At 71.9% G+C, this 12523-nt stretch carries 10 protein-coding genes; 5 read left to right on the top strand and 5 right to left on the bottom strand.

Going from position 1 to position 12523, the window contains the following annotated elements:
- Window positions 1-20: 20 nt before the first annotated feature.
- Window positions 21-1139, top strand: coding sequence for an NAD(P)H-dependent flavin oxidoreductase (locus ACFQ7F_RS29310; RefSeq protein WP_383276525.1), 1119 nt, complete (start codon window positions 21-23; stop codon window positions 1137-1139).
- Window positions 1140-1157: 18 nt separating this feature from the next.
- On the opposite strand, the gene ACFQ7F_RS29305 is transcribed toward ACFQ7F_RS29310, so the two are convergent.
- The 4 genes from ACFQ7F_RS29305 to ACFQ7F_RS29290 form a co-directional block, all read right to left on the bottom strand.
- Complete coding sequence (locus ACFQ7F_RS29305; protein WP_383276441.1) at window positions 1158-3806, bottom strand: ATP-binding protein; 2649 nt, start codon at window positions 3804-3806, stop codon at window positions 1158-1160.
- A gap of 141 nt (window positions 3807-3947) precedes the next feature.
- Complete coding sequence (locus tag ACFQ7F_RS29300) at window positions 3948-5105, bottom strand: acetyl-CoA C-acetyltransferase (RefSeq protein ID WP_383276439.1); 1158 nt, start codon at window positions 5103-5105, stop codon at window positions 3948-3950.
- 73 nt (window positions 5106-5178) lie between these two features.
- Window positions 5179-5766 (bottom strand): TetR/AcrR family transcriptional regulator, encoded by a 588-nt coding sequence (locus ACFQ7F_RS29295; protein ID WP_383276522.1) that lies wholly within the window; start codon window positions 5764-5766, stop codon window positions 5179-5181.
- Between the two features lie 147 nt (window positions 5767-5913).
- Window positions 5914-6696: an SDR family oxidoreductase gene (locus ACFQ7F_RS29290; RefSeq protein WP_383276436.1), complete on the bottom strand. Its 783-nt coding sequence runs from the start codon at window positions 6694-6696 to the stop codon at window positions 5914-5916.
- A 153-nt stretch (window positions 6697-6849) separates the two neighbouring features.
- Between ACFQ7F_RS29290 and ACFQ7F_RS29285 the strand changes: the two genes are divergently transcribed.
- Window positions 6850-8004 carry an acyl-CoA dehydrogenase family protein gene (locus tag ACFQ7F_RS29285; RefSeq protein WP_383276432.1) on the top strand — a complete coding sequence of 385 codons (1155 nt, stop codon included), beginning with the start codon at window positions 6850-6852 and terminating at the stop codon, window positions 8002-8004.
- On the top strand, window positions 8004-8996 hold the full coding sequence (locus tag ACFQ7F_RS29280) for an acyl-CoA dehydrogenase family protein (protein WP_383276429.1): 993 nt from the start codon (window positions 8004-8006) through the stop codon (window positions 8994-8996). The genes ACFQ7F_RS29285 and ACFQ7F_RS29280 overlap by 1 nt, the downstream gene beginning before the upstream one ends.
- A gap of 53 nt (window positions 8997-9049) precedes the next feature.
- On the opposite strand, the gene ACFQ7F_RS29275 is transcribed toward ACFQ7F_RS29280, so the two are convergent.
- Entirely contained in the window at window positions 9050-10024 is a 975-nt protein-coding gene (locus tag ACFQ7F_RS29275; protein WP_383276426.1) for a hypothetical protein, read from the bottom strand.
- A 130-nt stretch (window positions 10025-10154) separates the two neighbouring features.
- Between ACFQ7F_RS29275 and ACFQ7F_RS29270 the strand changes: the two genes are divergently transcribed.
- A complete protein-coding gene (locus ACFQ7F_RS29270; protein ID WP_383276423.1) occupies window positions 10155-11324 on the top strand; it encodes an anhydro-N-acetylmuramic acid kinase in 1170 nt (389 codons plus the stop codon).
- A 98-nt stretch (window positions 11325-11422) separates the two neighbouring features.
- Entirely contained in the window at window positions 11423-12436 is a 1014-nt protein-coding gene (locus tag ACFQ7F_RS29265) for a DUF2510 domain-containing protein (RefSeq protein WP_383276420.1), read from the top strand.
- The last annotated feature ends 87 nt before the right edge of the window (window positions 12437-12523 follow it).

Here is a 12523-nt window from a genome sequence, read left to right as displayed (position 1 = left end):
CGAACCCGGCCCCGGCGAGCATGGAGACGGCGCTGACCAGGCTGGTCGGCGTCCGGTACCCCGTCGTGCAGACCGGCATGGGCTGGGTGGCGGGCCCCCGCCTGGTCTCCGCGACGGCGAACGCGGGCGCCCTGGGCATCCTGGCCTCCGCGACGATGACGGTCGACCAGCTGCGTTCCGCCGTCCGGGAGGTCAAGTCCCGTACGGGCGAGCCCTTCGGGGTCAACCTCCGCGCCGACGCGGGCGACGCACGGGACCGGGTGCGGGTCATCGTCGACGAGGGGGTTCGCGTCGCGTCCTTCGCGCTCGCCCCCTCGAAGGAGCTGATCGCGGAGCTGAAGGACGCCGGGGTGGTCGTCATCCCGTCCATCGGCGCGCGACGGCATGCCGAGAAGGTCGCGGCATGGGGCGCGGACGCGGTCGTCGTGCAGGGCGGCGAGGGCGGCGGGCACACGGGCGAGGTGGCGACGACCGTGCTGTTGCCGCAGGTCGTGGACGCGGTCGACATTCCGGTGATCGCGGCGGGGGGCTTCTTCGACGGGCGGGGTCTCGTCGCCGCGCTCGCCTATGGCGCCGCGGGGGTCGCGATGGGCACACGCTTCCTGCTGACGTCGGACTCGACGGTGCCGGACGCGGTCAAGGCGCGCTATCTGGCCGCTTCGGTCAAGGACGTCACGGTGACCACGCGGGTGGACGGTCTTCCGCATCGGATGCTGCGGACGGACCTTGTCGCTTCGCTGGAGAAATCGGGGCGGGTGGCGTCCCTCGCACGGGCGGTCCGGCATGCCGCCGCGTTCCGGAAGGTGTCCGGGATGGGCTGGGGCGAGATGGTCAGGGACGGGCTTGCGATGCGGCACGGGAAGGGGATGACGTGGAGTCAGGTCCTGCTCGCCGCGAACACGCCGATGATGCTGAAGTCGGCGATGGTGGACGGGATGCCGGAGGCAGGGGTGATGGCTTCCGGGCAGGTCGCGGGGCTCATCGAGGATCTGCCGTCGTGCGAGGAGCTGGTTTCAGGGGTGATGGCGGAGGCGGCCGAGGTGGTGGGGCGGCTTCTCTCCGCTGCCCCGCCCCTCCCCGAAACCGGGGCTCTGCCCCAGGCCCCCGCCCCGCTCCTCAAACGCCACCGGACGGGCTGACCCGCTCACGCCCCCGCCTCACACCCCCGCCACCGCCAAGGACTGCCGCGCCCTGGCCGCAAGCCCGTCCGCTCCGCATGACTCGGCCAGGGCGAGGCCCCGCGCCAGCTCGCTCGCGGACCCCGCCACGATCCCGTACTCGACCCGGGCCACCGCATGCTCGTAGGCGCACGGCGACGCCTCCAGGCAGGCGACGGCCCGTGCGTACAGCGCGACCGCACGGTGGCCGCTCTCCAGGGACGCCGCGCACCGCAGCGCCTCGCCGATCGCCGTCTCCGTGCCGAAGAGCTCCGCCTGGATCCGTACGCCCTTGACCAGTTCGGCGGCCCGTCGGGGGTCCTCCTCGGCGAGCGCGCGGGCGAGGTCGTTCGCCCAGGGGGCGACGATCGTGTTGTAGCGGCCGCGTTCGTGCGAGGTCTTCGCCGCCACCTCCAACTCGCCGAGGCCCTCCGAGCGTCGCCCCGTGGCGATCAGCAGACGGCCGAGGACGGAGTGGATGTCGGGCAGGAAGATCGTGGAAGGGAAGGGCGGCGCGATGCCGTAGTGGTCGGCGATCTCCTGGGCCTCGTCGACCTTCCCCCGGGCGAGCAGCGTTTCGATGAGCTTGCACGCGGCGTCCCAGTGCATCGGGAGCCCGGAGCCGACCCGGTCGGACAGGCGCAGGCTCTCCCGCAGCGAGGCCTCCGCCTCGACGAGGCGTCCACGCCTGCGGTACACCAGACCCAGCCAGGCCTTGGCGACGGCCAGATGACCGCCGCTCCAGCCCGCGGCCTCATACGCGCGGACCCCCTCGGCGAAGACGCTCTCGGCACGGTCGAGGCGGTCGGTGAAGATGTACGAGCCGCCCAGCATCGTCAGGAGCTCGAAGCCCCACTCCGTGTCGGTCCAGCCGAGCCCGGGTGCGAGGCGGCCGTTGACCAGTACACGGTCGCAGAGCTCGACGATCTCCTCCGCGTTCTCTCCGCGGGTCATGGCGTCGAAGGCGCGCAGGATCAACAGCGCACGCTCGGAGTTGTCGCGCCCCTGCAGCGGTCCGGCGAGCACGGCGAGGCGCCGCGAACGGCCCGTCGCGTCCTCCTCGCGCGAGTGGATGCCCTCCCACATGTAGTGAACGCCCTGCAGACGCATCTGGTCGGGCCCGGGCTCGAGCCGGGCGGCCTCGGCGTCCACGACGCGCAGGGCTTCCTCCAGCTGGTCGTTGTGCACGAGGGCCTGGGAGAGGCGGCAGACGGCGTCCACCCGCAGTTTGCGGTCGAGCCCCGCCGCGTGGATGGCTTCGCGCAGGTGGCCGATGGTCGTGACGGGGGAGGTCAGGAGCGTGGCGCAGCCCAGTTCATAGAGCACGCGCCCGAGGATCGCGGGCCGCGGCGGTTCCCGCAGGGCGCGTTCGAGGCAGCGGCGGGCCGCGTCCGGCGCGCCGACGGCGAGGTGCTCGGCCGCCGCTTCCCGCAGCTGCTCGACCAGTTCGGGGTCGTCGTCCGGGTGGACCTCGAGGAGGTGCCGGGACGCGGCCGCCGCGCCTCGCCCCGACAGCGTGACGGCCCAGGCGGCCTGGCCGTGCATCGCGGTGCGGGTGGCGGGCGGGATCGAGCGGTAGACGGTGCTCGCGATCAGCGGATGGACGAACTCCAGGCCCTCTTCGCCGCCGAGCAGGATGCGCGCGGTGCACAGCCGCTCCGCGCACCGCTCGGCCTTCACGCGGGGCATCCCGGCGAGCGAGGCGGCGAGGTCGAGCGAGATGGCGGTGCCGAGGATCCCCGCGGCCCACGCGAACCGTGTGACGTCCGTGCCGAGTCCTTCGAGGCGGGCGACCAGGCCACGGCCGCGCGCCGAGCGGTTCAGTGCGCGCAGTTCGGCGGCGGAGCTCTCCACCGGCTCGAGCTCGCTGTCCTGGACCTTGGCGAGCAGTTCCACGGATTCGTAGGGATTGCCGCCGGTGACCGCCCACACCTCGCGGCAGAACGGGGCGTCCGCGTGCTCGCCGAGGGTGGCGCGGGTGAGCCCGGCCGCCGCGTCGGGGGTGAGCGCGCGCAGCGGGGGCGAGGGGCGGGCCGCGGCGCCGACCGCCGCGAGATGGCGCGCGCTGTCGCCGGTGACTTCGTCCGGGCGGTGGGCGACCACGACGAGGACCGGCAGTTCGTGGAGGCGCTGGGCGAACGCGGCCAGCCAGTGCAGGGTCTCCTGGTCGGCCCAGTGCGCGTCGTCGATGAGCAGGACGAGCGGCCAGTGCACCCCCGAAAGGCGCACGACCGCCTCGACCAGGCCGTCGCACACGCCCTGCGGGTCGGCCTGCCTGCCACCCGGCTCGGCTATGCCGAGCGCCGGGCCCGCGATGGGGTACCAGTCGCCGAGATACTCCCGGGCCTCTTCGGGCGAGAGGTCGACGAGAGCCGACTGCAACAGCTGTCGTACGACGTTGAAGGGGACGGAGGTGACGGTCTCGCCGCCTCGCGCGGACCACACCGTGGCCCGCCCCTCCGCGATGCGCCGCACTTCGGAAAGGAGCGCCGTTTTGCCGATGCCCGCCTCGCCCTGGAAGACGAGCAGGCCGCCCGCCGTGGTCGCGTCGGAGCACAGCTCGTCAACGGCCCCCGCGACCGCGGTGAGTTCCGCATCGCGCTCCCACAGCGGGGCCCAGGTGCCACCTCCGGGCCGTCCCTGTGTCATCGCGCTACCTCCCGAGGTCGCTCAATCGACGTACAACCATCGAGACTAGCTGGGGAGAGGGCCTCACGGTGCGGTGTCCGGCCAGCAACTCCCGCAATGAGTGAGGTGCGCGCCCGGATCCGGGCGCGGTCGGGGACACTCTCAGAGGCGCTCGATGATGGTCACGTTCGCCTGTCCGCCGCCTTCGCACATGGTCTGGAGGCCGAACCGGCCGCCTGTGCGCTCCAGTTCGTGCAGGAGCGTCGTCATCAGTTTGACGCCGGTCGCGCCGAGCGGGTGACCGAGGGCTATCGCCCCGCCGTTGACGTTGACCTTCTCCGGATCGGCCCCTGTCTCCTTCAGCCAGGCCAGGACGACCGGCGCGAAGGCTTCGTTGATCTCGACGAGGTCGATGTCGCCGATGCTCATGCCGGTCTTCTTGAGGGCGTACGCGGTGGCGGGGATCGGCGCGGACAGCATCCTGATCGGGTCCTCGCCGCGCACCGAGAGGTGGTGGATGCGGGCGCGGGGCGTCAACCCGTGTTCCCGCACGGCCCGTTCGCTCGCGACGAGCAGCGCGGCGGCGCCGTCCGAGACCTGCGAGGAGCAGGCGGCGGTGATGGTGCCCTCGTCCAGGACGGGCTTGAGGCCCGCCATCTTCTCCAGGGTCGTGTCGCGGCGCGGGCCCTCGTCGGTGGTCACGTCTCCGTAGCCGGTGAGTTCGCGGTCGAAGCGGCCTTCGTCGATCGCGCGGACGGCCCGCTGGTGCGAGCGGAGCGCGAACTCCTCCATGTCCCGGCGGGTGATGCCCCACTTCTCGGCGATCAGCTGGGCGCCGTGGAACTGGTTGACGGGCCGGTCTCCATAGCGGGCGCGCCAGCCCTCGCTGCCCGCGTAAGGGCCTTCGGTGAGGCCGAGCGGTTCGGCGGCCTGCCGCGAGGCGAAGGCGATGGGGATCATCGACATGTTCTGTGTGCCGCCCGCGACGACGAGGTCCTGGGTGCCGGACAGGACGCCCTGCGCCGCGAAGTGCACGGCCTGCTGCGAGGATCCGCACTGCCGGTCGATCGTCACGCCGGGCACCTCTTCGGGCAGACCTGCCGCCAGCCAGGAGGTGCGGGCGATGTCCCCGGCCTGCGGACCGACCGTGTCCAGGCAGCCGAAGACGACGTCCTCGACGGCTGCGGGGTCGATTCCGGTGCGCTCGACGAGCGCTTTGAGGACATGGGCTCCCAGGTCGGCGGGGTGGACGGCCGAGAGGCCGCCCTTGCGCCTGCCGACGGGGGTGCGGACCGCTTCGACGATGTAGGCCTCGGCCATGGCTGCGTACTCCTCGTGCTCCTCGGTCGGTGCGGTCGCCGGGGCGACGACGCGCTCTGACGACGCGCTCTCTCTACGTGCGTACGGCGATGCCGTCCAGGACCATCGACAGGTACTGGCGGGCGATCTCCTCGGGGCTGTGTCCTCCCCCGGGGCGGTACCAGGACGCGGCGACCCAGACGGTGTCGCGCACGAAGCGGTAGGCGAGCCGGATGTCCAGGTCGTCGCGGAAGACGTGTTCCGCGACTCCGCGCTCCAGCGTCGTCAGCCACGTCTTCTCGAAGCGCTGCTGCGAGTCGGTCAGGTACTGGAAGCGCGCCTGCGCGACCAGATGCCTGGACTCCTTCTGGTAGATGGCGACGGCGGAGCGGTGCCGGTCGATCTCCCGGAAGGACTCGGTGACGAGCGCCTCAAGGGTCTCGCGGGGGCCGAGTTGCGACTGGAGCACGGTGTCGTACCCGTCCCACAGCTCGGTGAGGAAGGTGGAGAGGATCTCTTCGAGCATCGACTCCTTGGAGTCGAAGTGGTAGTAGAGGCTTCCGGCGAGCATGCCGGCGGCGTCCGCGATCTTGCGGACCGTGGTCGCGTTGTACCCCTGCTCGGCGAAGACGTCGGCCGCGATGGCGAGAAGTTCGCCGCGGCGCTCGGGTGAGGGACTCACCGCGGCCTTCTTGGCCGGAGCCTTCTTGGCGGGCGCCTTCTTCGTACTGGTGGTACTGGTGTTACTGGTGGTGGGGCTGTCGCCGGTGTTCTCGGGCCTTGTGCTCGTGCTGCTCTGCTTCGGTTTCGACACACGGTCATTCTCCGCCTAGGCGTGCTGGTTACTGACCGAGACCGTCTCCCCCGTCATGTACGAGGAGTACTCACTGGCAAGGAAGACGATGACGTTGGCTATCTCCCAGGGTTCGGCATACCGTCCGAACGCCTCGCGCGCGGTGAGCTCTTCGAGCAGCTCCGGCGATGTGACCTTCGCGAGGTGCGGGTGCATGGCGAGGCTCGGCGACACGGCGTTGATCCGTATCCCGTGGGGTGCGGCCTCGACGGCGGCGCAACGGGTGAGGGCCATGACGCCTGCCTTCGCCGCGGCGTAGTGCGCCTGGCCCGCCTGGGCGCGCCAGCCGAGCACCGAGGCGTTGTTCACGATCACACCGCCGCGGTCGGCGGCCCGCATGCGGCGCAGGGCGGCTCTGGTGGAGCGGAACGTGCCGTTCAGCGTGACGTCGATGACTCTGTCCCACTGCTCGTCGGTCATCTCGGTGAGCTCGGCGGTGCCACCGAGGCCCGCGTTGTTCACGACGATGTCCAGTGCGCCGTGGCGCTGCTCGGCCACGTCGTACAGAACCTGCACCTGGGCTTCGTCCGTGACGTCGCAGGGCGTTCCGTCGACCCGGTCGGCGCCGAACTCCCCGGCCAGCGCCTCGACCGTCTCCTTCGTGCGGCGCGGGTGGGCGTCGCCTATGACGATGCGCGCGCCTTCCTCCAGGAAGCGTCGGGCGGTGGCGCCCCCGATGCCCGCTCCGGCCGCGGCGGTGATGACGGCGGTGCGGCCCGCGAGCAGACCGTGCCCCGGCACGTACGTGGGTGCGTCCATGCTCGGCCCCCTTAGCTCTCGACTCGCTCTCGACGACTGGCCCAACGCCAGGGTAATCTACCAAACACTTGTTAGGGAAGACCGCTGGGAAGATCCGACCGAAGCACCGCCCAAAGCACCGACCGAAGCACCGACCGAAGAGGTGGGCCACTGATGGACCTCGACTTCACCGCCGGGGAAGGGGAGTTCAGACAGCGGGCGCGCGACTGGCTGCGCAGGCATGTGCCGGCGGAGCCGCTGCCGTCCCTGGAGACCCGGGAGGGTTTCGCGGCCCACCGCGCCTGGGAGGGCGAGCTCGCGGCCGACCGCTGGTCGGTGGTCTCCTGGCCCGAGGAGTACGGCGGGCAGGGCGTCGACATCGTCAAGTGGCTGATCTTCGAGGAGGAGTACTTCGCGGCGGGCGGCCCGGGCCGCGTCTCGCAGAACGGCATCAATCTCCTCGCGCCGACCCTCTTCGACTTCGGGACCGACGAGCAGCGGGCGCGGGTGCTACCGCCGATGGCGAGCGGCGAGGTGATCTGGGCACAGGCCTGGTCCGAGCCGGAGTCGGGCTCGGACCTGGCGTCGCTGCGTTCCACCGCACGCCGTGCGGACGGCGGTTGGCTGATCAGCGGGCAGAAGACCTGGTCGTCGCGGGCGGCGTTCGCCGACCGCGCGTTCGGCCTGTTCCGCAGCGACCTCGCCGTCGACTCCGCCAAGCCGCACCGGGGCCTGACGTACCTGATGTTCCCGCTCGACGCGGACGGCGTGACCGTCCGCCCCATCGGGCGCCTGGACGGCAAGCCCGCGTTCGCCGAGCTCTTCCTCGACGACGTCTTCGTGCCGGACCAGGACGTGATCGGCGAGCCGGGCCAGGGCTGGCGGATCGCGATGTCGACGACGGGCAACGAACGGGGCCTGACGCTGCGCTCCCCCGGCCGCTTCGTCGCCACGGCAGACCGCCTGGTGCGGCAGTGGCGCGCGGACGGCGACCCCGCGGACACCGCGCTGCGCGACCGGGTGGCCGACGCCGTGATCGGGGCCCGCGCCTATCAGCTGTTCACCTGGGCCAACGCGTCACGCTTCGCGGCTGGTGAGGCGATCGGCGCGGAGTCGAGCCTGAACAAGGTCTTCTGGTCCGAGTACGACATCGCGCTGCACGAGACCGCGCTCGACCTCCTGGGCGCGGAGGGCGAGTTGGCGGACGGCGGCGAGTGGGCCGAGGGGTACGTCTTCTCGCTCGCCGGGCCGATCTACGCGGGCACGAACGAAATCCAGCGCGACATCATCGCCGAGCGGCTGCTCGGACTGCCGAAGGGACGTCGCTGATGAAGTTCCTCCTGGACGACGAGCAGCGCGAGTTCGCGCGCTCGCTCGACGCGATGCTGACGGCGGCCGACACTCCGGCGGCCGCGAGAGCGTGGGCCGCCGGGGACCACGCGCCGGGGCGTTCCGTGTGGGGGCGCCTCGCGGACGCGGGCGTGTTCGCCCTGACGGTTCCCGAGGAGTACGAGGGCATGGGGCTGCACTCGATCGAAGTGGTCGTGTCCTTCATCGAGTTGGGGCGGCATGCGGTACCGGGACCGGTGGTCGAGACGGTGGCGGCGGGCGCGCTGCTCGCCCGCCTCGCCGAGCTGGGCGAGGCGGCTCCGGCCAAACGGCTCCTCCCGCTCTTGGCCTCCGGGGAGGCCGTCACGACGCTCGTTCTCCCCGAAGGGGGGCCGTTCGCACTGGACGCGGACGCGGCGACGCTGCGGCTGACCGCCACGGACGGTGAACTGCGCCTGGCTTCCGGGCACGCGCCCGTGGAGCGGTCGTTGGACCCGGTGCGCCGCCTAGCCCGGCTCGGGCCCGGCGAACTCCTTGCCTCGGGCCCGGCGGTGACGGAGGCTTCCCGGTGCGCGGCCGACTGGGCTTCGCTCGCGACGGCCGCGCAGGCGTTGGGGGTCGGGCTCGCGCTCCTCGACAGGACGGTCGCGTACGTGAAGCAGCGCACCCAGTTCGGCACGCCGATCGGCGGCTTCCAGGCGGTCAAGCACCGCCTCGCGGACGTCCTGATCGGCCTCGAGTTCGCCCGCCCCCTGCTGTACGGGGCGGCGTTGACCCTCAAGACGGCAGATGTGGCGGCGGCCAAAGCAGCAGCGAGCGAAGCCGCGTACGGCGCCGCACGAGCGGCGCTGCAACTCCACGGGGCGATCGGTTACACCGCGGAGTACGACCTGTCGCTGTGGCTGACGAAGGCGCGCGCACTGCGCACCGCTTGGCGCAGCCCCGGGGAGTGCCGACGACTGGTGCTGTCCGCAGGGCACGGGAGCGGCTGAGGGGTGGTCCGGGCACGGGGTCCGGGCGCGGTTCGGTCGACCCCGGCGTGTTCTCACGCGTACTCCCATCCCCCTTCACCCACCTCCTCCCGGGCGATCCGGTGCCACTCCCGCACACCGCCGGGGAGCGGCCAGGCCCACGTGGGGCGCTGTGCCGTGCGCAGCTTTTCGAGGCGGCGGGCGAGGGCCGGGCCCGCGAACTCGGCGCCGTCGGGAACGCGTGTGCCCTGTGCGGCGCGCAGGGCGGTGAATCTCGCCAGTTCCGACTCGTACGTCGCCACGGCCCGCTCCGTGCCGGAGTCCACCTCGTCCTGGGGAGCGGTCCTTCGCAGCTCCAGGACGGCCGGTTCCACGGATTCCGCGATCGCCGCGGCCAGCCGTGCGTGGCCGTCCAGGACGAGGTGGCTGTCGAGCCCGCTCATCCACCAGAGCAGAACGGGCGGCAGGGTGCCGTCCCTCGCCTGCTTGCGGTACGCCTTCACGCGGGGGTCGTCGGCGTCCGGCATGGCCCGCAGCGGAAAGATCTCCCACGAGCCGCTGTGGATGAACCAGTCGATGTATCCGTCGGGATCGCCCTCGATGATCAGCGAGCGCCAGTACTCCCCGTCACTCACGCTCATGTGCCCCCAAGTGCGCAGCAAGGGGTCCGGGGACAGCAGCCAACGCCCGTCGTGCAGGGGGCCGTCGGGTGACGCGGCGAGCAGGGTCGCGAAGTGGTGGGCCCAGCGCTGCGGGGAGCCTCCGTGGGCGCGGGCCATGTGTGCGCGCAGGGGCGGGACGAGGGGGCGGTAACGGCCGGTCCGGTAGAAGTCGACTCCGTGGCGGTCCGGGTCCACCAGGGCAAACAGCAGCGGGTCCGCGGCGGCTCCCTGCGTCAGGAGCAGACGGTTCCCGGCGGTGTGCGGGCACAGGCCGGGGCGTGGCCGGTCTCGCGTCTCCAGGAGGAGGCCGCTCCAGGTGCCGTCGGTTCGGGTGAGGTTCGTGCGGCGCGTCCCTGTGCGCGGACCGGGTGATCCGGTGGTGGACATGGACAAGTCGCCTCCTCCCCTACCTCTACTACTTCTATCGGCCTGAACTGGATCGTACGTGCGAGTGCGCTTGCCCCGTCATCGCTGCGATGATCAAACACACCCGTGAGGAGAGCGAGAGGAGCAGTTCGTGCGCGTGATCGGGCTGATGTCGGGGACTTCGTACGACGCCATCGACGCCGCGGCGGCCGACCTGACGATCGACGGCGACCGTCTGCTGCTCTCTCCGCTGGGTCTCATCACCCGCGGGTACGACGAGGCGCTGCGGACGGCGCTCGGCGCCGCGCTGCCGCCCGCCGCCACCACATTGGCGGACGTCTGCCGCATCGACACCCGCATCGGCCAGGCCTTCGCCGCGGCGGCGGCCGAGGCGGACCGTGAACTGTGCGACGGGCGAGCGGAGTTGGTGGCGTCGCACGGGCAGACGGTCTACCACTGGGTGGAGGACGGCCAGGTGCACGGCACGCTGCAGATCGGGCAGCCCGCGTGGATCGCCGAGCGGACGGGGCTTCCGGTGGTCGCCGATTTCCGCCCCCGCGACATCGCCGCGGGCGGCCAGGGCGCTCCCCTGGTCAGCATCGTCGACCGGATGTGGCTGCGCGGCAGGCCCGGCGCCCCCGCCGCGCTGAACCTCGGCGGCATCGCCAACATCACCGCCCCGGACGGCACCGCCTTCGACACGGGCCCCGCCAACGCCCTCATCGACGCCGCCGTACGTGAACTGACGCGGGAGCGGCTCGCGTACGACCTCGACGGTGAGATGGCGGCACGCGGCACGGTCGACGAGGGGCTGCTCACTGTCCTGCTGGGCGAGCCGTACTACGCGCGCCCCGCCCCGAAGACCACCGGCAAGGAGCTCTTCCATCTGCCCTATCTGCGGGCGGCACTCACCGGGTATGAGGCGCTCGCCCCGCAGGACGTCGTCGCCACGCTCACCCGGCTGACCGCCCGGACGGTCGCCGACGCCATCAGGGCGGTCGACGCATCCGAGGTCATCGCCTCCGGCGGCGGCACACGCAATCCGACGCTGATGGCGTTCCTGCGGACCGAGTTGGGAGGCGGGATCCCGGTGCGCACCTCCGACGAGCTCGGCCTTCCGTCCGCCGCGAAGGAGGCGTACGCCTTCGCGGTGCTCGGCTTCCTGACGGCGCACGGGCTGCCCGGGACGGTGCCGCAGAGCACGGGAGCCCGGCATGCGAGCGTGCTCGGGTCGATCACTCCGGGGCGGGCCGGGGTGCGGGTACCCACGCCGGTGGGCGGCGGTCCTGTACGCCTTGTGGTGGACGGGCACGAGAGGTGAACTCGCCTCTTCCCCCGGCGAATACAGCGGCCGAACAGTGACCTCCGGGCAGGCCCCCTCTCATGCCGCTTTCACCGAATGCTCATACCCTGGCGCCCATGACCCAGGTAACCCCTCCCGGCTGGTACCCCGACCCCGGCCAGACAACTGACGGCCCCCGTACCGAGCGCTGGTGGGACGGGAACGTATGGACGGACCAGGTCCGCGCGGTGGGTTCCGCCGCCGGGTGGGGCGGTTCCGCTCCGGCGGCGCCCCCGGCCTATCCGCCCGCCGCCCCGCCCGGTGCCCCCACCGCCGCCCCGGGCGCCTACCCGGCCTATCCCTCCTACCCGGGACAGCCCACCGCCCCGAAGCGCGGCCTTCGTATAGGCATAGCCGTGGGCGTGGCGCTCGTGGTCCTTGCCGGGATAGGCGGCGGCGTCTACTTCCTGACCTCGGACGACGGCGGGGACAGCGACAACTCCGCCAAGACCCCCTCGTCGTCCGCCCCCTCGAAACCCGGTGCGCCCCAGGACCCGCAGAACCCAGAGCAGTCGCAGCCCCCCGGCGGCGGCTCCGCGCCGCCGTCGGAGGAGGGGTACGCCACCGACGCCCTCAGCGGCATCAGCCTCCCGGTTCCGGACGGCTGGACCGGAGCGAGCGGCGAGGAGGGCGGCGCCTCGGTGACCACGGGTCCTTATCCGTGCCCCAGGGAGACCGACAAGACCTGCACCCGCGGCGGCGCGTACTCCGGGCCCGCCAAGGGCTTCAAGGTCGACGAAAAGACAGCGGAGGCAGCCGCCAAGGCCGACATCTCCGTCAATGCCAAGGAGTCCTACGGCGGCAAGACGTACGGCAAGATCACCTCGCACAAGGAGCTGGAGTCCAAGGCGGTCACCGTCGCAGGGCAGAAGGGCTACCTCGTGCGCTGGAAGGCCGTCACCGAGAAGAGCGACGACGGGTACGTCCAGTCGCTCGCCTTCCCCTCCCCCACCGTGAAGTCCGAGCTCGTCATCGTCCGCTTCGGCATCGACGTCAACGACAAGTCCCCGAAGGTGTCCGTTATGGACGAGATCACCGAGGGGATCAAGGCCGCGGCGGGCGGCGGAGGCGGCAACGGCAAGGAGGTCTGACGGGCCGAGCAAGTACGGGGGTCCATGAACGCCGGACCGGGTCCATGAACGTCAGAGCCGGGCGGGGGGGGGGCCCCCGGGTGGGCC

Source organism: Streptomyces sp. NPDC056486 (assembly GCF_042795295.1).
GTDB lineage: Bacteria > Actinomycetota > Actinomycetes > Streptomycetales > Streptomycetaceae > Streptomyces.
The sequence above is the reverse complement of the archived record's forward strand: the minus strand, read 5'-3'. Positions and strand labels throughout refer to the sequence as shown.